This is a genomic window from Pseudovibrio sp. SCP20, from assembly GCF_057774105.1.
Genome location: NZ_JBYMDH010000003.1, coordinates 59366 through 85549, shown reverse-complemented (window position 1 = coordinate 85549; position 26184 = coordinate 59366). Strand labels below are relative to the sequence as shown.

General features: G+C 51.9%; 27 protein-coding genes and 1 tRNA gene. 15 read left to right on the top strand and 13 right to left on the bottom strand.

Features of this window, described 5'->3' with window-relative positions; translation table 11 throughout:
* Positions 1-294 precede the first annotated feature (294 nt).
* Together AC3CB2_RS13065 and AC3CB2_RS13060 are read left to right on the top strand one after the other, a co-directional pair.
* Positions 295-379 (top strand) — tRNA-Leu (locus AC3CB2_RS13065).
* A 239-nt stretch (positions 380-618) separates the two neighbouring features.
* Positions 619-771, top strand: a complete 153-nt coding sequence (locus AC3CB2_RS13060; RefSeq protein ID WP_352933152.1) for a YHYH domain-containing protein — start codon at positions 619-621, stop codon at positions 769-771.
* 64 nt (positions 772-835) lie between these two features.
* On the opposite strand, the gene AC3CB2_RS13055 is transcribed toward AC3CB2_RS13060, so the two are convergent.
* A complete protein-coding gene (locus tag AC3CB2_RS13055; protein ID WP_352933150.1) occupies positions 836-1579 on the bottom strand; it encodes a L,D-transpeptidase family protein in 744 nt (247 codons plus the stop codon).
* A 350-nt stretch (positions 1580-1929) separates the two neighbouring features.
* Here AC3CB2_RS13055 and AC3CB2_RS13050 point away from each other — a divergent pair, with 350 nt between their 5' ends.
* Positions 1930-2832, top strand: coding sequence for a LysR family transcriptional regulator (locus AC3CB2_RS13050; RefSeq protein ID WP_352933147.1), 903 nt, complete (start codon positions 1930-1932; stop codon positions 2830-2832).
* A 74-nt stretch (positions 2833-2906) separates the two neighbouring features.
* On the opposite strand, the gene AC3CB2_RS13045 is transcribed toward AC3CB2_RS13050, so the two are convergent.
* Together AC3CB2_RS13045 and AC3CB2_RS13040 are read right to left on the bottom strand one after the other, a co-directional pair.
* Positions 2907-4685, bottom strand: coding sequence for an OFA family MFS transporter (locus AC3CB2_RS13045; RefSeq protein ID WP_352933145.1), 1779 nt, complete (start codon positions 4683-4685; stop codon positions 2907-2909).
* A gap of 492 nt (positions 4686-5177) precedes the next feature.
* Positions 5178-6695 (bottom strand): DUF3360 family protein, encoded by a 1518-nt coding sequence (locus tag AC3CB2_RS13040; RefSeq protein WP_208982197.1) that lies wholly within the window; start codon positions 6693-6695, stop codon positions 5178-5180.
* A gap of 1019 nt (positions 6696-7714) precedes the next feature.
* On the opposite strand from AC3CB2_RS13040, the gene AC3CB2_RS13035 reads away from it, so the two are divergent.
* The 4 genes from AC3CB2_RS13035 to AC3CB2_RS13020 all read left to right on the top strand — a co-directional run bounded on the left by AC3CB2_RS13035 (position 7715) and on the right by AC3CB2_RS13020 (position 12058).
* Positions 7715-9130 carry a TrkH family potassium uptake protein gene (locus AC3CB2_RS13035; protein WP_352934160.1) on the top strand — a complete coding sequence of 472 codons (1416 nt, stop codon included), beginning with the start codon at positions 7715-7717 and terminating at the stop codon, positions 9128-9130.
* A 233-nt stretch (positions 9131-9363) separates the two neighbouring features.
* Positions 9364-10815 carry a TrkH family potassium uptake protein gene (locus tag AC3CB2_RS13030; protein ID WP_008547878.1) on the top strand — a complete coding sequence of 484 codons (1452 nt, stop codon included), beginning with the start codon at positions 9364-9366 and terminating at the stop codon, positions 10813-10815.
* A 23-nt stretch (positions 10816-10838) separates the two neighbouring features.
* Positions 10839-11543, top strand: a complete 705-nt coding sequence (gene sfsA, locus AC3CB2_RS13025; protein WP_352933141.1) for a DNA/RNA nuclease SfsA — start codon at positions 10839-10841, stop codon at positions 11541-11543.
* Positions 11540-12058, top strand: a complete 519-nt coding sequence (locus AC3CB2_RS13020) for a hypothetical protein (RefSeq protein ID WP_352933139.1) — start codon at positions 11540-11542, stop codon at positions 12056-12058. Before sfsA ends, AC3CB2_RS13020 begins: the two co-directional genes overlap by 4 nt.
* Positions 12059-12132: 74 nt before the next feature.
* Here the strand turns inward: AC3CB2_RS13020 and gpt are convergent, their stop codons facing one another.
* From gpt to AC3CB2_RS13000, 4 genes are all read right to left on the bottom strand, one after another.
* Complete coding sequence (gene gpt / locus AC3CB2_RS13015; protein WP_014286390.1) at positions 12133-12636, bottom strand: xanthine phosphoribosyltransferase; 504 nt, start codon at positions 12634-12636, stop codon at positions 12133-12135.
* A 10-nt stretch (positions 12637-12646) separates the two neighbouring features.
* Complete coding sequence (locus tag AC3CB2_RS13010; RefSeq protein ID WP_352933137.1) at positions 12647-13387, bottom strand: competence/damage-inducible protein A; 741 nt, start codon at positions 13385-13387, stop codon at positions 12647-12649.
* 133 nt (positions 13388-13520) lie between these two features.
* Positions 13521-14720 carry an FAD-dependent oxidoreductase gene (locus AC3CB2_RS13005; protein ID WP_008547384.1) on the bottom strand — a complete coding sequence of 400 codons (1200 nt, stop codon included), beginning with the start codon at positions 14718-14720 and terminating at the stop codon, positions 13521-13523.
* Positions 14721-14816: 96 nt separating this feature from the next.
* On the bottom strand, positions 14817-15062 hold the full coding sequence (locus tag AC3CB2_RS13000) for a zinc-finger domain-containing protein (protein WP_174519171.1): 246 nt from the start codon (positions 15060-15062) through the stop codon (positions 14817-14819).
* Positions 15063-15353: 291 nt separating this feature from the next.
* Between AC3CB2_RS13000 and AC3CB2_RS12995 the strand changes: the two genes are divergently transcribed.
* The 6 genes from AC3CB2_RS12995 to AC3CB2_RS12970 all read left to right on the top strand — a co-directional run bounded on the left by AC3CB2_RS12995 (position 15354) and on the right by AC3CB2_RS12970 (position 19481).
* On the top strand, positions 15354-16106 hold the full coding sequence (locus AC3CB2_RS12995; RefSeq protein ID WP_008547659.1) for an alpha/beta fold hydrolase: 753 nt from the start codon (positions 15354-15356) through the stop codon (positions 16104-16106).
* Entirely contained in the window at positions 16103-16975 is an 873-nt protein-coding gene (locus tag AC3CB2_RS12990) for an alpha/beta fold hydrolase (RefSeq protein WP_352933134.1), read from the top strand. The genes AC3CB2_RS12995 and AC3CB2_RS12990 overlap by 4 nt, the downstream gene beginning before the upstream one ends.
* Positions 16976-17180: 205 nt before the next feature.
* Positions 17181-18029 (top strand): serine O-acetyltransferase, encoded by an 849-nt coding sequence (cysE, locus tag AC3CB2_RS12985; protein ID WP_008547507.1) that lies wholly within the window; start codon positions 17181-17183, stop codon positions 18027-18029.
* 82 nt (positions 18030-18111) lie between these two features.
* A complete protein-coding gene (locus tag AC3CB2_RS12980; protein WP_008547690.1) occupies positions 18112-18327 on the top strand; it encodes a DUF3126 family protein in 216 nt (71 codons plus the stop codon).
* 256 nt (positions 18328-18583) lie between these two features.
* On the top strand, positions 18584-18898 hold the full coding sequence (locus tag AC3CB2_RS12975) for a DUF6949 family protein (RefSeq protein ID WP_352933132.1): 315 nt from the start codon (positions 18584-18586) through the stop codon (positions 18896-18898).
* Positions 18899-18953: 55 nt separating this feature from the next.
* Complete coding sequence (locus AC3CB2_RS12970) at positions 18954-19481, top strand: gamma carbonic anhydrase family protein (RefSeq protein ID WP_352933130.1); 528 nt, start codon at positions 18954-18956, stop codon at positions 19479-19481.
* Positions 19482-19567: 86 nt separating this feature from the next.
* Here AC3CB2_RS12970 and AC3CB2_RS12965 read toward each other — a convergent pair whose 3' ends face one another.
* From AC3CB2_RS12965 to AC3CB2_RS12955, 3 genes are all read right to left on the bottom strand, one after another.
* A complete protein-coding gene (locus AC3CB2_RS12965; RefSeq protein WP_352933127.1) occupies positions 19568-20188 on the bottom strand; it encodes a transglutaminase-like cysteine peptidase in 621 nt (206 codons plus the stop codon).
* Positions 20189-20557: 369 nt separating this feature from the next.
* Positions 20558-21193 (bottom strand): PilZ domain-containing protein, encoded by a 636-nt coding sequence (locus AC3CB2_RS12960; RefSeq protein ID WP_008547755.1) that lies wholly within the window; start codon positions 21191-21193, stop codon positions 20558-20560.
* 105 nt (positions 21194-21298) lie between these two features.
* A complete protein-coding gene (locus tag AC3CB2_RS12955; protein ID WP_008547925.1) occupies positions 21299-21988 on the bottom strand; it encodes a PAS domain-containing protein in 690 nt (229 codons plus the stop codon).
* 468 nt (positions 21989-22456) lie between these two features.
* Here AC3CB2_RS12955 and AC3CB2_RS12950 point away from each other — a divergent pair, with 468 nt between their 5' ends.
* Together AC3CB2_RS12950 and AC3CB2_RS12945 are read left to right on the top strand one after the other, a co-directional pair.
* Positions 22457-23233: a rhomboid family intramembrane serine protease gene (locus AC3CB2_RS12950; RefSeq protein ID WP_352933125.1), complete on the top strand. Its 777-nt coding sequence runs from the start codon at positions 22457-22459 to the stop codon at positions 23231-23233.
* Between the two features lie 158 nt (positions 23234-23391).
* Entirely contained in the window at positions 23392-23823 is a 432-nt protein-coding gene (locus AC3CB2_RS12945) for a CBS domain-containing protein (protein WP_352933123.1), read from the top strand.
* 97 nt (positions 23824-23920) lie between these two features.
* On the opposite strand, the gene AC3CB2_RS12940 is transcribed toward AC3CB2_RS12945, so the two are convergent.
* The 3 genes from AC3CB2_RS12940 to folE form a co-directional block, all read right to left on the bottom strand.
* On the bottom strand, positions 23921-24934 hold the full coding sequence (locus tag AC3CB2_RS12940) for a patatin-like phospholipase family protein (RefSeq protein ID WP_352933120.1): 1014 nt from the start codon (positions 24932-24934) through the stop codon (positions 23921-23923).
* A gap of 99 nt (positions 24935-25033) precedes the next feature.
* Positions 25034-25504, bottom strand: coding sequence for a phosphoribosyl-AMP cyclohydrolase (gene hisI, locus AC3CB2_RS12935; protein WP_352933118.1), 471 nt, complete (start codon positions 25502-25504; stop codon positions 25034-25036).
* 34 nt (positions 25505-25538) lie between these two features.
* Positions 25539-26171: a GTP cyclohydrolase I FolE gene (gene folE / locus AC3CB2_RS12930; protein ID WP_008547794.1), complete on the bottom strand. Its 633-nt coding sequence runs from the start codon at positions 26169-26171 to the stop codon at positions 25539-25541.
* Positions 26172-26184 lie beyond the last annotated feature (13 nt).

The following is a 26184-nucleotide window of genomic DNA, read 5'->3' as shown; positions in this document are numbered from 1 at the left end:
CGCAAGCCCTGCTTCTCCGTAGAAGCTTCTCCTATTTTTTTAGGGGCGATCTATGGAGTAATCTCGTGTTTCCCCACTTATATCGGGTATTTCTAAAAGGGATAGAGAAAAAAGAAGGTCAGATCCTTAACTGCGCACGCATTTTGTGAAGGCCGCTGTTTTTCCCTGTTTAACGCAGGGGGAACGGCGATTTTGATGGTCGTGTCATCCGGGGTAAGTCACAGGAACTTCTTGGATAACGGAAAACAGGCACTTGCACGATGCTGGTTTGCTCGTGTACTCAAGTGCCTGCAAGCGGTCGTGGTGGAATTGGTATACACAGCAGACTTAAAATCTGCCGCCCTTGGGCTTGCGGGTTCGAGTCCCGCCGTCCGCACCAAACTCTCTCCCTGAAAATATAGAGCAAACTCGTAATAGAAACTGTCTACACAGTTTTCTTGCTGGAAATGCGTGATCGTTTTTCAGTGCGCTTCGAAGTAATGTTCTTGTGTTGCCCTCAAGAGAAGATTCGCTAGCGCAATAGGTTAGATCACTTCACCTGTTCTCTACATATTGTTGTTTTACCTAATAGGCTGATTTTAAGAAAATTGTATTTTCTGCGCTGTTGTAAGGCGATCAATGGAGCGGAAAATGCAAAAAGTACTAGCCGGGGCTTTCTTGGCAATGTTCGCGATATCTTTAGGTGTAGGGGTAGCTGCTGCGCATAGTGGTGGGACTAATAGCGATGGATGTCATAATGATCGTAAGCGCGGAACCTACCACTGCCACTAGGTGAAATAGATAAGTGAACAGATAGCTGGGGCATTGCTCCAGCTATCTGTTTTATGTGTGTAGGCTAAACATTGAACTTGTAGTGCTTATCTTCCGCAGAGACAGCTGGTGGTATGCGGTTTTGTTCGAAGAGGTCGTAGCCTTGTTTCAGGTTGCGCCAGAACGGATGCCATTTGGAGCTGCTGTGTTTGCTGAGGTTTTCTTCGGTCATCTCGAAGGGGAAGATGTGAACCGGGACAGTGTCTTGTCCGCTTTGCAGTGCAGCTTCGACAAGCAGGTAGATTTCCTCGATATGCTGATTGGTCATGGCGTAGCAGCCGATGGAGAGGCAGTTGCCGTGGACCATGAGGTAAGAACCCGTTCTGCTTAATGACTGGTCGAAAGCGTTCGGGAAACCGAGGTTGAAGGAGAGATGATATCGGCTGTTCGGGTTTAGCTGTCTGGCTGAGACGTTGTAGAAGCCTTCCGGTGACTGGCCGTCGCCTTCTTTCAGTTTTGGTCCCAGATCGCCAGAGTATTTGCAGATCTCCCAGGATTTATAGGGTTGATAGGTCTGGCCAGTTCTGACCCAGGCTTCCAGTCGGCTTTCTTCTTTAAAGACCCGCAGGAAGATTGGGCTTCCCAGCTCCATACCTTTGAAGGTGAGGTCAGCGCGAAGGGCTGGCAGGCGTTCTTCTTTTACTTTCGTCAGGTTTGCAGAGCCGGGTAGGTCGTAAGGCAGCATCAGATAAGTGCCGAAAACTGCCAGCATCACGAAAAAGGCTGTGCCCGCGGCCCAAAGGAGCGGACGTGAAATGGTTTTTGCCATGGAAGGTCCGATTGCAAATCACTGAAAACTGTTGCTTGCAGATAAGAGAGGCAATGTGGCCAAGTGATGGTTCGCCCCATGAACCCTGTGAACAGACTGCTCTGGTATTCCTGTGGCGTAAGAACGCAGCGCATTTGTTTTGCTTTTCTTTGAGAAAACAAATGCTAATGCAGTTCGCATCTGGGCTGTATCTGGTGAACTGCATTAGCAATTTTTGCTTGCGTATCTTTATCCGAAAACCGGCTTCCACTTTTCGGCGATACGCTATAGTGTCCGTGCCCATTCTGATCTGATTGCTCTATTGTGCTATAGAGCATTTCTATCAAGCGTTGTGTGAAGGGTGAGCGTTCTTGGATATTCGGCAGTTACAATACCTCGTTACTCTGGCTCAAGAGCGGCATTTCACTCGTGCTGCAGCGGCTTGTAACGTGACGCAGCCAACGCTGTCTGGCCGAATTCGCCAGTTGGAAATTGAGCTGGGTGTGCCGATTATTGAGCGCGGCAAGAAGTTTCATGGACTGACGCCTGAAGGGGAGCGGATCCTCGTCTGGGCGAAGAAGGTGCTTGCGGACTGCAACAGCTTGCGGAATGAGGTTGCCGGCAAGAGCGCTGAGGTGTTTGGCAAGGTCAATATTGGCGTTATTCCATCCGCTGATGTGGCGACGGCGTCTCTTATTCTGGACCTGAAGAAAAGCCATCCGCATGCACATGCTACGATCCAGCTGATGAGCCATGATGAGATCCATAAGGCGCTTGAAGATTATCAGATTGATGCGGGCATCACCTACACTCAGTTCAGCGATGCCAAGAAGCACAGCAGCTTTACGCTCTATGAGGAAGACTACCGCCTGTTCATGCCCGCTGGGCACCGCTTGCAAAATGCTGAGGCTGTGGAGTGGGAAACGGCTGTGAATGCTGGGGGCATGGTCGCGCTTTCGCCTAATCTGCAGAACCGTATGATGGTGGACAGCACGCTCAGGTTCCTTGGCGTGGAGCTTGATCCTGAGATTGAGGCGGAGACAATTCCGTCGCTGGGTGGTTTTATCCGCGCAGGTTATTGTGCGATTTTGCCGGAGTTTTCAGCTCTGTCGCTGGGAGCAGGGATTGTGTCTGTTCCACTGATTAAGCCGGTTGTTTCTCACAGTATTGGCATGGTGATGACAAAGCGTGAGCTTGAGCCTGCGATTATCACCTCACTGGCAGAGTGTGCAGCTCAGTATAAGAAGCCGGTTCTTCCTGCCTCTGCTGAGTAGAGCTTTCATTTATGATGATGAGATAAAAAAAAGCCCGCGAAGATCGCGGGCTTAGTTTGTTTGGGTTTGCTTTGTTATTCGGCAGGCATTGGCGCTGAGGTCCGCTTGCCAGTTTCTGCCGGTTTTGTTGTTGGTGCTTCTCCTTCACCCAGTGCGTCTTCTGCCATGTGGTACTTCGGGTGGACTGGTTTCATGAGAAGGTTGGAGATAAGTGCTGCGACGAGCAAACCAGCCATCACATACATTGTTGTGTTGTAGAGGCTTGGGGTCGGATCAATAGTTCCTTCCGGAGCCACTTCCATCAATCTGGAAACAGAGATGGATTTTGCTGCGATGAGTTCTGCCAGCTTTTCTTTGCCTTCACCGAAGGTTTGGAGGAAGACAGTTGGATCAACTTTTTCTGCCAACTCATAGATCTTGGCGTTTACAGACCGTTCGCGCAGGAATGTGATGAGGAACGGACCGGCCACACCAGCTGCTGACCATGCGGTGAGCAGGCGACCATGGATACCACCGACGAACTTTGTACCGAAGATATCTGCCAGATACGCAGGGATTGTCGCAAAGCCACCACCGTACATGGTGAAGATGGTCATGGTTGCTGCGTAGAACATCACCAGCCACATCACGGATGGGCTTGCGCCTGCTTCAGCTGCGATGAGCGGAATGGACAGGTATAGGAAAGAGCCCAGTACGAAGAAGACGGTGTAGGTGTTCTTGCGGCCAATATAGTCAGAGAGAGTAGACCAGCCGAGGCGACCCATGGCGTTGAAGACAGAGATCATCAAGACGTAGGTTGCGGTGAATGCACCATCCACGATGGTTGGCATGCCGTTGCCGAAGATCTCGTAGATCATGGTTTTGGAGACAGAAATCACACCGATACCAGCTGTCACGTTGAAGCAGAGCACGATCCAGAGCTGATAGAACTGTGGAGTGCGCAGAGCTGTATCAATATGCACGTGGTTGCGAGTGATCAGGCCTTGCTTTGCTGGGTCTTCCTTCGGAGGTTCCCAACCTTCCGGTTTCCAGCCTGGTGCCGGAATACGGTAGGCGAAAGATGCCAGGATCATTACGACGAAGTAGACGATACCCAATGTGAGGAAGGTGGATGCAGCACCGGTGTTGCCTGTGCCAGCAACATAGACGCCTGCCTTGGCACCTTCGAAGGCTGCCTCTGCCTGTGATGCGCTGACTACGATTGCTTCTACTTTTGCGCCAGCGACCTGTACGTAGCGGATGCCGTTTTCTACGGTTGTCTGCACATCGGCGAGTGGGCCGAGATAATCTGGTGCTTTGGCATAGAGGCCCAGAAGCCAGCTTTTCAGCGGAACAGCGATGATCGCGCCACCGCCAAAGCCCATGATGGCCATGCCGGTTGCCAGACCACGGCGGTCAGGATACCAGCGGATCAAGGTAGAAACCGGAGAGACGTATCCGAGGCCCAGACCACAGCCACCGATAACGCCATAGCCCAGATACAGCAGCCATAACTGATGTGTCATGATGCCGATTGAGCCAATGATATAGCCTCCACCCCAGCAGAAGGCAGCTGTTGTGCCTACACAGCGTGGACCGACTTTTTCCAGCCACTTGCCAGCAACTGCTGCTGACAGGCCGAGGAACAGGATCGCTACAGAGAAGATCCACACGACAGAGCTGAGGGACCAATCTTCAGCTGCTGGTGCGATGCCGCCAATTTCTCTGATGAGCGCCGGGTTGTAGATACTCCATGCATAGGCTGAGCCGATGCACAGGTGAATTGCAATGGAAGCCGGTGGAACGAGCCAACGATTGAAGCCCGGCTTGGCGACAATCGCGTCTTTCAGCATAAAGCTTGGTATTTTAAACATCAGCAAACCCCTAGAGCAATCAAAGCGGTTTGCATTCGCCTCGCTCGGCAAACCGCTTCAATCTTGTGTTGCGGCTACATCCTGTTTCCGAAAACCGAGCCCCATTCCGGGGATGTGCCTAGGAGGCAGGCGAGAGGGAGGAGGCCTGCATCCATACGTTGAGTTTGCATCTAACACATGGCGAGTTGAAATCGCCAGAGTCTATCACGTTATAGATGTAATCTATTACAGAGCTGGTTCGTGATGGTCTGAAGTGGGGAGTTGAGCAAGGATAGTGCGGTGAAAAATTTTGCACGCTCTGATTTATTTTGAAATATCAGAGAAGTAGCTTCGCTTGCTATCTTTGTTTATGCCAGATTGAGTGCTGGTTGTCATCCGTACTGTGCGTTACTGACGTCAGGTTTTACTCAGGTGCGTATTGTCGCAGTGGTTGCAAATGCAAAAAAGCGCATCGCTGGGCGATGCGCTTTTTCTGATTTTTGTTGCTCAGGATTACAGCAGTGCTGGAATACCTGGGAGCATGCCAACTGCGGCCATTGCCAGGGTACAGATGATCACTGCACCTGCTGGGATGACGATGCGGTCTGCAAAGCTCAGACGTTCTGCACGTTCTTTGTCACCAATCAGACCGTTGTTGTCGAGGAACATGGTGATTGCCCATGCCAGAACAGGGTTGGTGACGATTGCTGCGAAGATGCAGATACCAGCGGAGTTGGTGTCGTTGCTGGATTTCACCATCTGCAGGCCAGCTTCCAGAAGTGGAAGGAATACGCCGACGAGAAGAGCACAGGACATCACTGGCTGCCATACTGCTACGTCCATTGGGTAGCCGATGGTTGCGATAACGATGCAGAGGGTGCCGAGCAGGATTGCGCCTGCTGGGATTGGACGCTTCGCGATCGCAGCTGGGATCATGTAAGTGCCCCAGGAAGAAGTGATGTTACCACCGCCGAAGAAAGTGCCGGTGAACTGGCGCAGGGAGCAGCAGGTCATGGTGTCATCAACGTCCATCAGAACTTTATCGGTGTTCTTAGGGTAATTGAGTTCCTGGAAGATACGGTGGCCAAGGAAGTCCGGGGACCACATTGCTACTGCCAGAATTGCCCAAGGCAGGGAAGCAACGAAGTGGTTGAAGCCAGGAATGCCAAGCTGCCAGCCGGTTTCAGTGGAACCCCACCAGTACCATGGGTTCATGTTTGGCAAGCCAGGAGCTGTGGTGAACTGGAGGTCAACACCAGCGCCAAGAGCAAGAGCCAGAACAACTGCTACGACGGAGCAAGCCGGGATTGCGAGCCAGCGTTTGCCGACCTTTGCGAGGAAGGCATAGAGAACGATGTTGACTGCAAAGATTGCCAGAGCAACGTATGACAGGCTGTAGGCAAGATCATGCTTCGCCTGCAGGCCGCCGGCCCAGGTGAAGAGGGATGTGATCTGCCCCTTTGCCCCCATGAAGCCGAGGAACACGAGCAAGCCACCTGCTACGCCCTGACTGGTCAGGTTCACCAGACGAGAGCCGCCTTTGAAGTAGCTGAGGAGCAAGCCGAAGAGACAGACGAGTGCTGCCAGTGCCAGTGGGTGTGCACCTGCAAGAGCGATGGAACCAATGAGAGGGATCATTGGACCGTGGTTACCTGCAAGGTTTGCACGTGGGTTCAGGAAGCCGGAACCGATGATGCAGAAGATCAGAGCAGGGATGAGCATCTCAACGCGAACCACCTCGATGATCCACTCAGCGCCCAGATTAACGTGAGGCCATTTTGCGGTGAGGCCGGTTGCCCATGCAGTCATAACCGCAGAGTACATCACGGAGATGCCGATGGTGCCTGCAATTGCCGGAACAAAGTCTTCCATTTCGAAGCGGAAGTCGCGGCCTGGGAGGTTGAGGCCCCAACGGCGTGGTTTCATGATCTGGAGTTCGTGGTCCAGATAATCGGACCGTTGCTCGAACTCGCTGGCAGGCTTGTGTGCCTCGCTATAGGATTCTTCGTGCTTGTCTGTCTGCTGAAGCATAACAGCCATTCTCCATAAAACTGACGGGGGAAAGGAGAGGCTGGCTTCATGACGCTTGCTTGCTGAGCGAAGCTGATGAAGGCATCTCGTTTCATGGTCTTGATTTCTGGTTTGCGGGAGGAGCTGGAACCGTCAGGATTTCGGGTTTGAGCTGCAGCTTTATGGGAGGTTTTAAAGTGCAACTGCGTCAGCGGTTACAAACTCGCTTTGACTTTCCTTCCGGGTTCCCGGGTCGTTGAAACGGACCCTGCAAACCACAAATTCAGACCATGAGTACCCTTCCCCTGTTCTTCAGTACCGCAAGGCCCTACCTGAAATGACGTAGGGAAGCTTACGGTGTTCAGCGAGAACTTGCAGAAGGTTGCAGCTTAAATAAAATCGTATGAGTCTATCGTGTCATTGATGAAATCTATAAGGCGAAAAACTGCGACAATATGAGCTATCTAGTTGATTTTGTTGAATTGCCTTGTTTTTGAGTGTAGTGAAATTTCAGTCTTCAATATCTCATTTAAAACAATAGTATAATGAAATTAATTCAGTTGGAGCGCATGTTAAGGCTGATGAAAAATGTGATCTGAGAGTCACATCCTGTCACGGTAGAATGACTTATAGGTAGTATTGTCGCAGTACTGTGGGAATGTGCGGTGCACGTGTTTTTCCGAGTTTAAATCGTGCTTTAGTGACACTAAGTCGGCGTCACACACGGCAGAATTGCAGTTCTATTATGCTGCACACCCATGCCGAGGGGATATCCTGATCAGAAAAAACTTGGCGGGGTTCTACTTTTGGCGTAGATAAACGCTCCATGCTGCCGGACTGTTCTGGTCCGATATGACCCTTCAGATTTTCACGGTCCAGTAACCTCAAACATCATCAGAGTGATTTACTGCGCTCTTCTGCTGAGAAGCTTAACCGGGATTCTGTAGGATTTGAGATTAAAGCTTGTTGGTGCAATTGCCTGAGGCTGCGCCCATCTTGAGATGAGAGATATAATGGCGACGGTGGGTCCCGTATTACGGGTGCTTGGATATTTTCTGGTTGGGCTGGCCATTTTGATGCTGGCGCCTGCATTGCTGGATATCTACTTCAGTAATCCTGACTGGATTGCGTTTGCACTTTCCTCTCTGTTTGTGGGCCTTCTGGGTCTGCTGCTTGCGGTTTCAACCGCCAACTACAAGCTTGAACACCTCACCATTCGCCAAGCGTTTTTGCTGACCACGACGTCGTGGTTCGTGATGCCGGTTTGTGGTGCGCTGCCATTTCTCAGTCTTGGCATCGGGTTTGAGAATGCCTTCTTTGAAAGTGTTTCGGGCTTCACAACGACCGGGTCGACTGTTCTGATCGGGTTGGATGGGATGCCTCCGGGTTTGCTGTTCTGGCGGTCTCTGACGCAGTGGATTGGTGGTATTGGTATCATCGTTATGGCGATCCTGCTTATGCCACTGTTGCGTATCGGTGGTATGCAGCTGTTCCGGACTGAAAGCTCCGATCGCGGTGAGAAGATCGTGGCACGTGCTACTGATCTGACGCGCCTGATTGGCGGTGTTTACATCATGCTGACGCTGACCTGTGCGATCCTTTATGTGTTCTCTGGCATGTCTTTGTTTGATGCGGTGAACCATGCGATGACGACGCTGTCTTCCGGTGGTTTCTCGACGCATGATGCCTCGTTTGCGTACTTTGAGAGCACGGCGGCAGAGTGGGTGGCTGTGGTCTTCATGCTGGCTTCTGGTCTTCCGTTTGTTGTTCTGATCAAATCCCTGACCAAAAATCCGATGGCGCTGCTCCAGGATCCGCAAGCACGGGCGTTTATTTTTGTCATCATCATTCTTTCCAGCATGACGGCGCTGTATCTTGGCATCGAAAACAAGTTCACGTTTGGCCGTGCTGTGGTGGAGGCGCTGTTTGTGGTGATTTCCATCATCACCACCACCGGCTATGGCCTTGGCGATTACACGGCCTGGGGTCCGCCGATGATGGGCTTCTTCCTGATGCTGACGTTTATTGGCGGCTGTACAGGGTCGACCAGTGGTGGCATCAAGATCTTCCGTTTCATCGTGTTCTTTGGCACCGTTCGGGCTTACATGAACAAGATGATCCGGCCTGATCAGGTGGTGCCGGTGCGCTATGGCGATACCAAAATTACACCTGATCTTGCGTTCTCCGTTCTTGCGTTCCTTGTTGTATATATGGCGACGGTTGGTCTGATTACGGTTATCCTTGGTGGTCTGGGCCTTGATCTGGTGACGGCTATGAGTGCGGCGACCACTGCGATTTCCAATGTGGGACCGGGACTTGGTGATGTGGTTGGTCCGGTCGGAAACTTTGCGGACATTCCAAGTAGTGCGAAGATCGTTCTTTCTGCAGCCATGTTGCTGGGGAGATTGGAGCTCTTCACTGTGCTGGTGCTGTTTAACCCTGAATTCTGGCGGTGACGCTACGTCCCTGAGAGATCTTGGTTTTGTGTAGTGGGCATATCCGCGTGGACTGTGCCCATTCTATTGTGTGAATAGGTAGTTGCCCGATTAATTCAATTGCCAGATATCACTAAGTGGCCTAAAACCAATGCTTCATAAATGTTTGAGAGCATACCGTTCCAATCTCGTCCGTGAAGGGACAATATGTGACTAGCGGGCGGGCTAAATTGGATTTGATGTCGGCGGTATAGATGTTGGTTTCCATACGACCGGTTTTAAGTGTGCTTGGGTACCTTTATGTCGGCCTTGCTGCTGCCATGCTCATCCCAGCATTTGTGGATGTTGTGTCGCGTAATGCTGACTGGCAAGCCTTTATTATTTCAGCATTAATCACTGGTCTCGTTGGCATGTTGCTTATCGTTGCCATGGGTGGTGCGCTGCGTGATGGGCTGGATACACGCCAGACATTTATCCTGACAACTTTGTGCTGGGTTTCGCTGCCTGCGTTTGGTGCATTGCCTTTCCTTTGGCTTGGTATTGCGTACGTGGATGCTGCGTTTGAGGCTGTTTCCGGGTTTACGACCACGGGCTCCACGGTGCTGACGGGGCTCGACTCACTTCCTCCGGGCTTGCTGGTGTGGCGCTCGCTGATGCAGTGGATGGGCGGTGTTGGGATCGTCGTTATGGCGATCGTTCTTTTGCCGTTTCTGCGCGTTGGTGGAATGCAGCTGTTCCAGACCGAAAGCTCTGACCAGAGTGAGAAGATTGTTAGTCGCTCCATCGAGCTGATCCGCCTGATCAGTATGACTTATCTGCTGCTGACCAGCCTTTGTATCGTGCTTTACTGGTTCTCCGGTATGACCATGTTTGATGCGTTCAACCATGGCCTGACGACGATTGCGACCGGTGGGTATTCCACGCATGATAACTCCTTCGGATACTTCACCAACCCAGTGACCGGCTGGATTGCTGTGGTGTTTATGATCGTTGGCGCACTTCCGTTTGTGCTGATCATTCAGGCGCTGCGCGGTCAGCCGATGCTGCTTTGGCGTGATCCGCAGGTGCGGGCATTCCTGTGGCTGGTGGGGCTTATCTCTCTTGCTCTGACGATTTATCTGGGCACCTCCGGCAATGCTGACAGTTTTGGCAGTGCGATCCTGCAGTCTGCGTTTAACGTGATTTCTGTGGTGACTGGTACGGGCTATGCCATGGGGGATTACACCTCTTGGGGTGCGCCGGTGATTGGTCTTGCGTTCCTGCTCAAGTTTGTGGGCGGGTGTACCGGTTCCACGACGGGCGGTATCAAGGTCTTCCGCTTCCTCGTATTCTTTGGCACCGTGATTGCGCATATGCGCCGGATGGTGCGTCCGAACCGTGTGATTTCCGTGAGCTACGGTAATACGCATCTGACCCCTGAACTGACGTTCTCCGTTCTTGCGTTCCTCGTGGTTTATATCGGCACCGTTGGCATTCTGACGCTGATCCTTTCTCTGTTCCATCTGGATCTGGTGACTGCCGTTTCTGCTGCTGCGACGTCTGTTGGTAACGTTGGTCCGGGTCTTGGCACCATGATTGGTCCGGCTGGTAACTTTGCGCCGCTGCCAGATCCTGTGAAATGGATTTTGTGCGCAGCGATGTTGCTGGGGCGTCTGGAACTGTTTACGGTTCTCATTCTTCTGGATCCTGATTTCTGGTCCAAATAATCTGAACAATTTGGAAGGTCGCGATGCGATTTGATGTGCCGCTGGTTACGGGCCGGCTGATTAAGCGTTACAAACGGTTTCTGGCTGATGTGACACTGGATGACAGCGGAGCGGAAATCACTGCGCACTGCGCCAACTCCGGTTCCATGATGGGCTTGAAAGAGCCGGGCATCAAAGTTTGGCTGACACCGAATGACGATCCAAAGCGCAAGCTGAAGTATTCCTGGGAGATGCTTGAGATTGATGGTGCGATGGTGGGGATCAACACCAGCCGTCCCAACGGTCTTGTAGAAGAGGCCATTGAGGCGGGACGTATCCCTGAGCTGAGCGGTTACGACAAGTTGCGCCGTGAAGTGAAGTACGGCAAGAACTCCCGTATCGATATCTTGCTGGAAGGCGAGGGTGATAAGCGCACCTATGTTGAGGTGAAGAACGTGACGCTGGCTCGTGAAGATGGTGTTGCGGAGTTTCCTGATGCTGTGACTGCTCGCGGTGCCAAGCATCTGGATGAACTTGCTGATATGGTTCGCGAAGGTCACCGTGCCGCTATGGTGTTTCTGATCCAGCGTGATGACTGTGATGCGCTTGTTCTGGCCCGTGACATTGATAAGAAGTACGGCGAGGCCTTTGATGCGGCTGTGAAAGCAGGCGTTGAGGTCTATGCGATTGGTTGCCGCCTGACGGCTGATGAGATCATTGCGGATCGGGCTATTGAGGTGCGGTGTTGAGCAAGATTGTCTCTATTTTGAGAGGTAGTCTTCTGCGGCCTGTGAAGTTGGTTGATGTCTTTGTTGTGGCGATGGCTGCTATATCCAGCATTGGGCTGTATTGGGAATCTAGCTTATACTCTTGGGACTTGATGGTAACGGGAAAAGCATCTTTCTTTTACTTTGCCTTCCAAATGCTTTTGCCGCTGTTGGGATTTGTGTCGCTGAGCTCGTGGACTTTCTGTCCTTTGTTAGGAACACAAGGTAATTGGAGCTTCTTTCTATCAATTGTTGGAGTGATTTTTATTGCTTCAACTTCAGCTGCTTTTTTCTCGTTGTTTTATTTGGTTATTGATCAATACAGCACAACTCCATTCTTTATGATCGAAGGAGGGGTTCTTCATTGGGTAGCTCTCGCGATTATGGGAGGAGGTATCATACTCCTCGAGCTAGCCAAATTTTGGTGGGCCACGTTACCAATCACACTAGGCGTGCATTTTGTTGCTCAGTTACTCCGCCAGCGTGAAGGCCGGTAAGTAACCGAGCAATAAAAAGCCCCAGCGGTGAGGCCGAGGCTTTGAAACTCTTATGCAGACTTCCGCCAGGCTGTTTAGCCTGCGGTATCTTTCGAGATTGGTGGCTGGAACTGCATGCCCAGATCCCATGGGAAGTACACCCAGGTGTCCTGAGAGACTTCGGTCACAATGGTATCAGCCAGATCGCGGCCCATTGGCTTGGCGTATACGGTTGCAAAGTGTGCTTTTGGCAGCATTTCGCGAACAACTTTTGCTGTCTTACCGGTATCGACCAGATCGTCAATGATGAGGATGCCTTCGCCGCCTTCAGAGCCGATCACTTTTGGATCGATTGGCTTGATGACCTTCAACTCACCCTGATCGTCGTAGTCGTGGTAAGATGCGATGCAAACTGTCTCAATGGTGCGAACACCCAGTTCACGTGCAATTATGCCAGCTGGAACAAGGCCACCACGTGTGATGGCTACAATCGCTGTAAATTCGCCTTTGTCGGCGAGGCGCCAAGAGAGGGCACGGCAATCGCGGTGGAATTGGTCCCAAGAGACCGGGAATGCTTTGGATTGCTGCTGATTATCCATGTGTCTTCTTTCAAAGAAATTTTGTCTTTGCAGCTTCTACGGCTGCTCGGACGGCTTCACTGGCCTGTTCCAGTACATCATTTGACCTAGATCGCACAACAACCTGTGTGGAAAATACTCCATCTTTTGACTGCGGATACGAGCCAATTGAGGTTTCCGGGTAGTTTTTCTGGATTTCCCCTAGGTCTTGCGCGATGCGACTCTCAGGAAGAGCGGCCTCAATTGTCACGGAAAGCATCTTTTGGCTGGTTTTCAGAGTCGGTGCAATAGCATCCACCATGGCCTGCATGATTGCAGGAACGCCGGCCATCACATGGACGTTCTCAATACGGAAGCCCGGTGCGATGGAGACCTTGTTTTCGATCAGATCTGCACCATCAGGAATACGGGCCATGCGCTGGCGGGCAGGGGTGAAGTTCTCTGCACCGTAGTGATCTTCGAGCAGCTTATAAGCGCGTGGGTCAAGATCAATGGAAACGCCAAAGGCCTTGGCGATGGCATCGGCGGTGATGTCATCATGGGTTGGGCCAATACCGCCGGAGGTGAAGACATAGGTGTACTCAGCGCGCAGAGCATTGACTGCTTCTACGATCTTCTCCTCAACGTCTGGCACAACACGCACTTCGCTTAAGTCGATACCGATGTCGGTCAGGTAAGATGCCAGAAAGCCGATGTTCTTGTCTTTGGTGCGACCTGACAGGATTTCGTCGCCGATTACGACATAGCCCGCTGTGATGATTTTGTTGGTCATGGCTTTCTGTATTCCTTCGAAACTCAATATGCTTCGATAAAGCAGTTCGACATGATCCTTGATCACGCGGACTGCTTTATCGTTTGCTTATGCGCATCTCCGAAAACTGGTGCCCACTTTCCGGAGGTCCGCTTTAGATATCTTCGTCTTCTGGAGACCACTCGTAGATCCAGTTCAACCGGTCCAGAAGCTGGCTCGGTGAGCTGGAGCGCATGACGATGTCCCGTGGTATACGCAGCGGGAAGCCCATGTGGTAGACCCAGTCATTCCACTTTACGAGCTTGCTCATCTTTTGGATGCGTGGACGACGAGCAGCTTCATAGGCCTGAAGCGCCTGAGGCGTTGCGCCATGTTTGTCGACCATTTTGGAAAGCACTGCTGCATCCTCAATAGCCATAGCCGCCCCTTGCGCAGAAAACGGCAGGATAGCGTGGGCCGCATCACCGATGAGAGTGACCGGACCTTGGGTCCAGGCCGGACGGGTGTCGACCTCGCACAGGGACCAGCGTGTCCATGTTTCCGGCAGGTAGACCAGACGGAGTGCTTCCGGTGTCCAATTGCGGAAATGCTTACGCACGTCATCACGGCCAACAGGATGAGACCAGGTGTCTTCTTCCCAGCTTTCCTTGGTGATGGCGACGATGTTGAGCAGCTTGCCGTTTTTCACCGGGTATTGAACCAGATGCGCGTTGCGGGCGAGCCAGAGGCCTGAGGTGCTGAGCAGATGCTCCAGATTGAACGGCGGTTCTGCTGTTGCGCGATAGGCCACGAAGCCAGTGTGCTTTGCAGGTGCTCCGCCCAGAGTGTTCTGGCGAATGCTGGAGCGCACGCCATCTGCGCCAATGAGCAGATCAAACAGCTCCGGCACGCCATCTATGCCAGAGGCAAAGGCAGCGCCGTTCAGCTTAACGGTGTCGCCACTGATCTCAGCGTTGTCGATCTTGGTGTCCAGGCGCAGGGTAACTTCTGGCGTATTCTGAACAGCTTCGAGCAGGAGCTGCTGAAGATCTGCACGGTGGATCACATAATATGGTGCGCCGTAGCGATCTTCTGCGATCCGTCCCAGAGGAACCGTTGCCAGTTGAGAGCCATCCTGACCGGAGCGAATGTTGACGCTGGAAGGGGAAACGGCTCTTGCCATGAGGGCAGGGCCCAAGCCAAGGGCCTGCAGGCATCTCATCGCATTGGGGGACAACTGAATTCCCGCGCCGACTTCGGAAAGCTCTGGAGCAGCGTCGAACAGGAAAACACTGTGGCCCTTACGGGCGAGATATAGCGCAGCTGTAAGGCCGGCGATCCCGGCTCCTGCGATAGCAATATTTCTTGGTATCATTGCGCAGCTTTCCTGCCGTGCTTTGCCTGAAACAGGGGAACAGGCATCGCAGCGGGATTACTGATTATTCGTTTTATCGTCTAAGTGATGCGGCTGTTAAGCCGCATCAGGTGTCCATACGCAATCAGCCGGATTGGATTCGTGAGAACCCAGGCTGGCGTCGTAGTGATATAGGGTAGAGCAGTAAGGGCAAACCGCGTTGTCATCAGCACCCATGTCGAGGAACACATGCGGGTGATCCAGTGGTGGCTTTGCGCCGATGCACATGAATTCTTTGGCGCCAATTTTGATGGCTTCTACACCGTTGCTGTTGTGGAAGTGTGGTACGACTTTATCGGCCATTTGTTTGCCAAGCTCCATGGAACATAAATTTTGCCGGTGACAATAAATTGGTTCTGCGTAAAAAAACAGGTTTTCTAGGAGATTGATTGCACTGCATCCTATGCGGTCCACAACTGTACTGCGTTTTTTCACCTAGCACTGAGGTTTTAAGGCGAAAACGGTTCTGTTTCGTTCTGTGTGTATAGTTAAGGGACTAATCCAAATTGATAGGTCTTTGGCCTTTTCTTTCTTGATACTTACATTTACCCTCCCTTGATCCCATAGTTTTCCTTTACGTAAACGTTAGGTAATATGCCAATATTCAACAATAATGATCGTCCTATCGCTTATCTTGATGAAGGAGAGGGCGACCCAATCCTGCTGATCCACGGATTCGCCTCCAACAAGTTCGTCAACTGGGTGTACCCTGGTTGGGTCGATTTGCTGGTGAAGGATGGTCGCCGTGTGATTGCGATTGATAATCGCGGTCATGGCGAGAGCTACAAGTACTACAATGGCGAAGACTACGGCGCGCCTGTCATGGCAGAGGATGCGCTGAAGCTGCTTGATCATCTTTATATCGATAAAGCAGACCTGCTTGGTTATTCCATGGGAACGCGCATCTCAGCGTTCTGCGCTTTGCAGGCACCTGATCGGGTGCGTTCTCTGACCCTTGGCGGAATGGGATATGGCCTGATTTCCGGCGTTGGGAATCCTGAGCCTATTATTGAAGGCCTGCTGGCTGACAAAATCTCTGATGTGAAAGACCGGACGGGTCGTGCCTTCAGAGCGTTTGCCGAGCAGACCAAGTCTGACAGACGTGCATTGGCTGCTTGCATGCAGTCTGCCCGTAAACCGATTTCCGAGGACATGGTATCGACCATTACTGCGCCTACACTGGTGGCTGTCGGCACCAATGATGATGTGGCTGGTGATCCAAAAGCGCTTGCTGATCTGATGCCGAATGCCAGCTATCTGGAAATCACCAACCGGGACCACATGACGGCTGTCGGCGACAAAATTTTCAAAAAAGGCACATTAGAATTTTTGGAGCAGTTTTCATGAATAGAGGTACCCACGAATTTATCGGAGCCGATGGCAACCGTATTGTCGCTGACCGGTATGGCACAGAAGGCCAGACCGTGATGATGATGCATGGCGGCGGGCAGACGAGACATTCGTGGGGCAAGACTGCAGAGATGATCGCCAATGCAGGGATGCAGGCGTTTTGTCTTGATATGCGTGGCCATGGTGACAGTGCATGGGTGGATGGCGAGAGGTACTTCTTCTCCGATTTCGGTGCTGATGTTGCTGCTGCGGCGACGCAGATCCATGAGGAAACCGGTATCAAGCCAATTGCGATCGGTGCCTCGCTGGGTGGTCTTGCATCTATTCTGGCGGAAGGGGCGCTGCGCCCCGGTGCTCTTGCTGGTGTGATCCTTGTAGATGTAACGCCTCGCCTTGATGAGGGCGGGGTGAACAAGATCCTCTCTTTCATGGCGGAAAAGGTGGAGGACGGATTTGGCAGTGTTGAAGAAGCTGCTGATATGATTGCTTCCTATCTGCCACATCGCAAACGTCCTAAAACGCTGGATGGCCTTTCCAAAAACCTGCGGTTGCGGGAGGATGGCCGGTATCGCTGGCATTGGGATCCGCGTTTTATCACCCACCATGCAGATCGGGCTGATATGAAGGAGCAAGTGCAGAGCCAGTTGCTGGAAGCTGCGGCCAACCTGAAGGTGCCGAGTATGCTGGTGCGCGGTGCGGCTTCAGAGCTTGTGAAACAGAGCCACGTTGATGAATTTCTTGAACTGGTTCCGCATGCACAATTCACAGATGTGAAAGAAGCTGGTCATATGGTTGCAGGCGATGTGAATGATATTTTTACTGCCGCGATCATGCCATTTCTAAAAGAGTACCAAGCTGCCGCCTGAAATTAGAATGAAGTTCTGCATTTCTTGGAAAATGTAGTTTCCCTTTCTCTTTGGTGTTGTGGGTTTGGTACGCGCTTTCTCTAATGGCAATACTGCGTGATGTACTATAGGCGGATAACTCAAAGCGACTAGGTGGGACTTGGATTGAAATGGTCTGCACCTATGTAAGGTTGAATAGGTCCTATCCATAAAGGAACATTCTTTCATGGTGCAAATTTCTTCAAGTAGCCCCAAGGAGCTGGCCTCTCACGATCCTGTTTGGGATCGCGTGAAAGCAGAAGCTCAAGCCATGGCCAGCTCTGAGCCAGCGCTTGCGTCTTTTGTGTATGAGACGGTGCTGAATCACTCTTCTTTGGAGGAAGCGATTGTTCATCGTGTGGCGGATCGTCTGGGCCACGTGGTTGTTTCTTCTTCTCTCATTCGTCAGACCTATCTGGATGCGCTGGATCAGGCGCCGGAGATCGCGCAGTCTTTCCGCGTTGATCTTTCAGCTGTTTTTGATCGCGATCCTGCCTGCGACCGTTTTCTTGAGCCGCTCCTTTACTTCAAAGGCTTCCACGCGCTGCAAACCCATCGCCTGGCAAACTGGCTTTGGGCTCAGGGCCGTGAGGATTTTGCGCTTTATCTGCAGAGCCGTAGTTCTGAAGTGTTCCAGATGGACATTCATCCGCAGGTTCCAATCGGGCGCGGCGTGTTCTTCGACCACGGCACAGGCATTGTGGTTGGCGGTACCGCTGTTATTGAAGATGATGTTTCCATCCTTCAGGGGGTTACCCTTGGCGGAACAGGTAAGGTTTCCGGTGATCGTCATCCGAAGATCCGTCAGGGTGTTCTGATTGGTGCCGGTGCCAAAGTTCTTGGCAATCTGGAGATCGGCCATTGCTCACGTGTGGCGGCTGGTTCTGTTGTTCTGAAAGACGTTGAGCCATGCACCACAGTAGCGGGTGTTCCTGCAAAGGTTGTGGGCGAAGCTGGTTGCGACCAACCAGCCCGGGCCATGGATCAAATGTTAGGCCAAGGTCAAGGACTTTCCTCGCAAAACAAACAAGGATAAGCTAGTTTCCTAGGGTTGGCACGAGGATAAACTTGTATAGTTTGTGCCCCAAGTTTGAAGTGAAACTGGTAAGGAGACGGCTGTGAAGCCTGATGAAATTCGTAAGGTGCAAACCTACATGCGCAACACATTCAAGTCGCCAGAACTTGAAGTGCGCGCGCGTCCTCGTAAAGATGACTCTGCTGAAGTTTATATCAATGACGAGTTTCTCGGCGTGATCTTCCGCGATGAGGAAGATGGCGAACTGAGCTGGAATTTCCAGATGGCTATCCTCGATATTGACGTGGAAGGCCTCTAAGGCACCACGCAAATCTGATAGGTTTGAAGGGCTCCGTTTCGGGGCCCTTTTTGCATCATAATGAGACGTGGAATGCGCTCTGCATCCTGAAATGAAACGTATTCTCCTCTCCGGCCTACCCGGAAATTTCCACTGCCTTCCTATATGTAAATATTAACAAGAGGTTAACTGAGGATGGTATGCGGCATAGGATTTGCTTTCATCTGCACTGTATCGCGATTGAGCTGGGATGAACCAGCGAAGAGTGGGGGAGTGCATGCTGGGCGAATTATTGTTGGCCGCGTTTATAGCGGCTTCTGGGTTTGTGACCGCGGGTATTCTGGGTAGTTTTTATCAGTTGGTGACGGGAGAGCCGCCAAAGTTCTTTGCCGAGATGAAAGGGCCAGTTTCCTGGTTGATTGTTGTCGGCCTCTGGCTGGTTGCTGGACCGTTTATATTCATGCGCAATGCGATCCAAGGATATTACTGGGAGAGCTTCAGTCCGGGCATGCTTGCTGCCGCTGGTGGCTTAACGGCTATATGGAGCATTCTTTCCGGTACGTTTGTTTTGAGTTTTCTCTTGGCACTTTAAGCAGGGCCTATGCTAGATTGCGCAGGATTTGATTTGTGCAATCTAGGAGAACCTTGTGCCATTTTATAAGCTTGGAGACAGAAGCCCTAACGTTCCTGAAAATGGAAACTACTGGGTCGCGCCATGTGCAAGTCTGATTGGGCATGTGCAACTGGATGAGGAAGCGAATGTTTGGTTTGGCGCCATATTGCGTGGTGACACTGAACTCATTCACGTTGGTGCGCGCTCTAACATTCAGGATGGTTCTGTACTTCACACGGACTTGGGGTATCCGCTTGTTATTGGTGCGAACTGCACCGTTGGGCACAAAGCTATCCTGCATGGCTGTACAATCGGTGAGGGATCGCTGATCGGCATGGGTGCCACGATCCTGAACGGTGTCAAGATCGGCAAAGGCTGCATTGTTGGCGCGAATGCGCTGGTGCCAGAAGGGAAGGTTATTCCGGATGGCTCCCTCGTTGTCGGTATGCCGGGTAAAGTGGTTCGTGAGCTGGATGAAGACGCACAGGCAATGCTGATCCGCTCCGCTGATGGCTATGTGATGAATGCGCAGCGCTTTAAAGAGCAGCTTGTTGAACTCTGATAGTGCATTCGCACTTTAAAACAGAAAAGCCGCGGACAGGTTCCGCGGCATTTTTATTGCTATAGGCACTATGTTCAATGCAAGTATTACTCTGGGATGCTTGCCACGGTGGTGACGCGCTTATCGGAAATGGCGGACCATGCTGCTGCGTGACGGGCGGACTGACGTTTGACATAACGGTATGGGGTTGAATACCAAGGCAAAATGGATGAGATCTGATTGTCGAGAATAAGATCTCCCTGATCCGTGCGCACGCTTAAGACAGCATGTCCACCATTGTTCAGGTCTTTCACAACGGTGATGAGCAGGGCGCTTGGCGGCCATCCCAGCGCAATCAACTGCCGTTGCTTTTCCAGAACATACTCTTCGCAATCACCGGCACCTTGCGGGTAGGTCCAGTACTCCGCCACGCCAAAGAGCTGCTCATCTGTGAGCGGGCGCACCTGAGTGTTGATGGAGGCGTTGACGTCCAGAAGCTCTTGCCAGCGCTCTTTGGTCAGGCGAACGACAAGAGGGGTGTTGGTGCCATAGCGGCATTGCTGAGGGTAGTTCTGGCAGAATTCGATATGACCAACAGGGGCACTTGCTTGTCCGATGACGGGCATGAAACGACCCGGAATCTGCTCGGCATTCGCCTGAGACAGACCCATAAATCCGCTCAACGCGATACCCAATACACTTTTCGCGAACAGCTTATACTCAAACACAAGTAGCGCCCTCCAATCATGGCTGGCTCTACTTTCATTCGGGCGCTTTTATTTGGTTATAACCTTTAAACTCAGTATTTAATCAAATTCGACTCGCATTTAACTCAAGTTTGCATCGTAATTAAATTAAATCAGATGAAAATAAGAGCTAAATTTAATTCAAATTGTAATGAATTAAAGAGTCCGCAGAAATCTCTAGTTTTTGAAGGCTACGTTGCGAGAGTTCGTCGGCATAAGTACGGTTAATTTAAAGATAATTGCGGAAAGCTGTGCTTCTTGCATATAAAATTCACCGCAAATATTTTTTTATAAATTTATCGAAAAGCTGATGCTTAACCGTTGAAAACGAGGAATCGCTGCGGTTGAGCCTTAGCGCTTTTCAGCGTTGGAGATGTGGTGTTCCAACAACTCCTTGTTCTGGACGGTTGCAAACTCAACTGCGATGCCCTCTTCGAAATGACGGACAATGCGTGCACGCATCTTGCCGAGCGTAATCGGAGTTCCAAGGGCTGGGCGCACATCTGTTTTGAGTGCAGCGCCAGAGAGGGACACGTCCACGATACGGCAAGCATACTCTCTGCCATCTGGCAAGATGATCTTGGTCATTGGGTTCTTTGGAACAAAGCGGTCGAACCTGCGATCTTCAGGCAGGTTGAGCTCATCTTTGTTCGCCAGCCATGTGAGGACGGATGCCAGCTTGTCGCGTTTGCGTGCGCTGGCGTTCACAGTCATGGCAAAGCCGCCGTCGATTTCACGGACGATCTTACCTTCAACGCGGCCAATGTGATCGAGATAGGCAACAACACGTTCGCCGATTTCGCCCATAACAGGGGAGATGAAAGCGGCGCCGCCAGGGGACATGTTGACCACCTGACAGGGGTACTCGCGTCTGTTTTCCAGCATGAAGCGGCCAAGCACGTTGATTTCAACGCGGGAAAAACGGCGTCTGTCAGGTTCTTTTGCCGCGAGTGCAGCAATTCTGTTGGTCGCTGTGCGCCCTGCCATTTTCCTAGGAATCCCGAGTACGCGATTATTGTCTAATACGAAACTTGGGTCACACCCTAGGAAAACAAGGTTAACAGAATGGTAACTCAGGTGAGCCGTACAGGTTTATATTTTGCCACCATCAACAACTCTAAGATGTCCTACCTGTCGGCTGTTTGGAATTTCAACGGCTTTTGGTGCGGCAGGGCGTGACAAGCGGCTACCACGACTTACCCTTGGTTCCATCGGGCCAACGGCGCGATGCGCTGGCGTTCCGAAATGTGGGACGCATTCATTTTCTTCGCTGAAAAGTGGTGCGTCTTCGTCCGGCCAGATCAGGCGCAAGCTGTTCACTTTTTGCTTGGAGATGGCCTGAACGCCGAGCCAGAACGGACGCTTCAAAGGAGCCATGCAGCCGAGGATGCGTGTGCAGCCTTCGCCCTGAACGCGTATTGGCAAGAGCAGGAGCTCCAGATCGACGGACTGGCCCATTTCTGTGGTGCCGGTGAAGCTGATGACAGCGGCTGCGCCGTCCTGCGTGATTGCGGAGAGCATGGCTGTGACGGCCTGCTGGTCTTTTTCATCCCAACCGTCCAGGAAGCTACGGCCTTTCAGCTCGCGGCAGAACAGGGAGCACAGGCGTGTACCTGCCAGGCGGAACCGGAAGTTGTTTTGCTTTGCCAGTTCCAGAATAAAGGTATCACCCAGAACACTTTTGATGGCGGAGGGTTGAATGTCGCCCCGTTCTGGTGCTGGACGTTCAGCCCGAATTTCGTCCCAGTATTCAAAGAGTATCCGTGATGCGCCGTGTTTCATATTCCTGCCTTCCCCAGTCCGCTTATTGGGTGTTCCCATTGGGGTCAGTGTCCTTTTTATGGACAACTTTAACTATCCGCTGGTCTATGGTGGGGAATAAGCAGGGAGCATGCCAAACTACAAATATCATAAAAATTTAATAAAATATTAACCTTAACAAAGGGTTTAAGTTGTGGTGTGCAGCAGTTTATATAATCTTGGTTGCAGTTGCCTCACCTGAACCCTTGAGGCCATAAGAATTGAGCTATTTTCGGCGGAAAACCTAGGTTTGCTGCGTTTTGTACGTAGCCAGAAAAATCGGGAAATCACACGCCAAACGGGGAGAAGCTCCGATAAACCGTCAGCGCTTGGGGGAGTGCTGGCGGTTTATTGTTTTTATTTGATCCTTACATTCTGTGCCAAACCTTGCGAACTGTGCCAAGTTACCCTAGTTCAAAATGGGACAGCAATTTTCGGGTCTGTAATGAAATGAACCAATCCAACGAAGAGCATCAGGGCCCGGACGGTCCGTATTTTCACCGCCCAGCACGGGAGCCGATGTTCAATCTGCCAACTGTCGTTGTTGGTCTCTCCCTTGTCCTCATAGGGATCCATCTGGTTCGGGCTTACGTTCTTTCTCCGAATGAAGAAGTACAGACGCTACTTCTGTTTGCCTTCTGGCCAGTTCGTTATGTTAGCGGCTTTATGGCTCAATATTCCTGGCCGGGTGAAACGGCTTCTGCGGTCTGGAGCTTCCTGACCTATGGTTTCCTGCATGGCAGTGCTGAGCATATCGGCTTTAACGTGCTTTGGATGGCTGTGTTTGGCAGTGCGGTTGCCCGCCGGTTTGGCGCGACGCGGTTCCTGCTTCTTTCTGCCGTTTGTGCCGTTGCTGGCGCCGGTGCGCATCTGGCAACCAACTGGGGAGATCAGGTGCCGGTGATTGGTGCTTCTGCTGCAGTCTCCGGTCAGATGGCTGCTTCTTTGCGGTTTATCTTTGAAGCAGGCGGGCCGATGAGTTCTTTCCGCCGTCATGATACTCATGCTTATTCCGTGCCTGCGTGTCCTTTGATGGAAGCGCTGAGCGATCGCCGTGTGCTCACCTTTATCCTTGTCTGGTTCGGTCTCAACTTCCTGTTTGGAATCTGGTCAGCACCTATCGCAGGTGAGGGTGTAAGTATTGCGTGGCAAGCTCACGTAGGTGGATTTGTGGCTGGATTGATCCTCTTCCCACTCTTAGATCCGATTAAACGGCGTTGGTCCTGACTACTTAATAGTTAGCTAACTACATATGTTAACAGCACCTAAGTTGGTGGCTAGGCAAGTATTGTTTTTTTGTGCCATGATACCGTAGGGTTAGATTTGTTCTCTTCCTCTTTTTTCTCTGAGAAAGAAGGATGGCATAAACAAACGAGGAGGTCGCCATGACAGTTGCTGCCATATTGAACGGCAAAGGGCGGGACGTTTATACGGAAACGAGCACACGTAGTTTGAGCGAAATATGCGCGAGCCTTGGTGGACGCCGCATTGGTGCGATTGTGTTGTGTGACGAGCCGGGCGTGATTGTCGGTATCGTTTCAGAACGTGATGTGGTTCAGGCGATCGCCATGGAAGGTCCTGACGTTCTCGCTCAACCCGTTAGAGAGTACATGACCAAAGAGGTTGCTGTTTGTACGGAAGCAGACTCTGTAAACGGTGTTATGGCACGCATGACCGAAGGTCGCTTCCGCCATATGCCTGTTGTGGAAGATGGCAAGCTGATTGGCCTTGTTTCTATCGGTGATATCGTGAAGTTCCGTATCGCTCAGGTGGAGCGTGAGGCGGACGACCTGCGTAATTACATTCAGGCAGTCTGATCTGCTGGTTTACTGCTGTGCTACTCAGGCACAGCAGTCATTTCTTCCAAAAATCGTGATTTTACACCGCATCATTCGTGTGATGCGAGTGCCGGTATTATGGCTGCATTTCTGCCAGCTGGTGGATCTCCGGCAAGGCCCGGCATGTTGTTTCATAGCCGACGCGGATAGCTTCTTCTCCGCGATGGAAGTCGAACAAGCCGAGATGAGACAGGCGCAGGGTGAGGATGGTGTCTGGTGGATCCCCTGCCAGACGTGAGCGACCAATCCTATCTTGTATGATGTTGTAGCTGTCCATCATAACACCGGAAATGCCAGGCAATCCCTTTTGTTTTCCGCCAAAAATCTGGCGTCTCAGGACGCGTTTTATTGTGCCGCCGGGATCTTTGTTGAGTTTGCTGTCGATCTCCGGGATCATGTCTTTTGGGATCGGGGGCAGCTCGTGCACCACTGTGGAGCCGCGACCAAATGTGTCTGAGTTCAGATTGACGGCAATGACTGCTCTTGCACCCATGGCCCGGCAGACGGAGACGGGAATTGGGTTGACCAGTGCGCCATCCACCAGCCAGCGGCCACCGTACGCAACGGGCTCGAACACGCCGGGGAGGGAGGTGGAGCAGCGCATGGCTTGCGTGAGCAGACCTTTCTTCAGCCAGATCTCATGGCCGGTGCCCAGTTCTGTTGCGACTGCTGCAAAGGGGCGGTCGAGATCTTCAATCATGATGCCGCCGAAGTGGTCTTCGAACAGGGAGAGGACTTTTTTGCCAGAGATGAGGCCGGAGCCACCGAAGGAGAGATCGACCATGCTGAAGACGCGGCGGCGGGAGAGGGAGACAACCCATTCCTCAAGCTGCTCCAGCTTACCACAGAGATAGCAGCCGCCGACGACGGCGCCGATCGAGGTACCTGCGATGAAGTCCAGTTGGATGCCTGCTTCTGAAAGAGCTTTGAGAACGCCGATATGGGCCCAGCCGCGGGCTGCACCTCCGCCAAGTGCCAGGCCAATGCCGGGGGTGATCTCCGGCTCTGGAATGGTGGTGGGTGTTTCTGGCTCTTCTTCTACAGGCTGTTTGCTGTTGGGCCACAGAGGTAGATTTTGCAGCACTGCCATCTCCCCGACTGTCTTTACACTGGTTGAATAGTCAACATTACCTTGGGGTAACTATGCTATTTAAACCTATAAAAAGACTGAATCGGGGCGCAGCGAAACCTACTGTTTTTTCCCGTAAACTTCTTGGGGGTCATATACCGGAGCGACTTCCGTCTTCTCCAGCCAGACATCGCCGGTTTCGTTCGAGTTTACTTTACGGAAAAAGCAGGAACGATAGCCGACGTGGCATGTGGCGCCGTTGCCATGGACTTTGACGCGAAGCCAGATTGCATCCTGATCACAATCAGTACGGATTTCAATAACTTCCTGTATCTGACCAGAGGTGCCACCCTTCTTCCAGTACTCCTGGCGGGAGCGGCTCCAATACCATGCTTCACCAGTTTCGATTGTGCGGCGCAGGCTCTCGGAGTTCATATAACCCACCATGAGAAGCTCACCGCTGTCGAAATCAGTGACTGCAGCAGCAATCAAGCCATTTTCGTCAAATTTCGGGCAGAGTTCATCGCCCAGCTCAATTGCGTTTTTGTCAGCGCGCGGTGCAAAGCCGTCGGCTTTAATATTCGTCGACATGAAATGCTCGAATTTTCTGATGAATGGTCCGAGCTTACGAACGGACCATTGTCATGAAGCGTACCTGTTCAGAGGCGTTGTCTTCAAAAACACCGGAGAACCGGTTGGTGAGGGTGGAGACACCCTGTTTTTGAATGCCACGCATGGACATGCACTGGTGCTCTGCTTCAATCATGACAGCGACGCCACGAGGAGCCAGATACTCTTCCAATGCAGTTGCTATCTGAACGGTCAGATGTTCCTGTGTCTGAAGACGACGTGCGTAGATTTCTACAACACGTGCGATCTTGGAAAGGCCCACGACAGCATGGTTTGGATAATAGGCGATATGCGCCTTGCCTGTGAATGGCAGGACGTGATGCTCACAGAAAGATGTGAAAGTGATATCTTTCAGCAGCACAATATCGTTGTATCCACCGACCTCTTCAAAGGTGCGTTCCAGATGCTCGCGAGGATCTTCCTTGTAACCGGAGAAAAGATCTTCGTAGGCTTTGACCACGCGCTTTGGTGTATCCAGCAAACCTTCGCGCTCCGGATCATCTCCGATCCATTGAAGAAGTACGCGCGCAGCAGCCTCAGCTTCAGCCCGGCTAGGGCGGTTGGGGAGCTTGTTGTCTTCTGTAGCCGTGGGATCGGTTTCTGTAACCGGTCTCAAAACAGCGTCCATATTATGTCTCCAA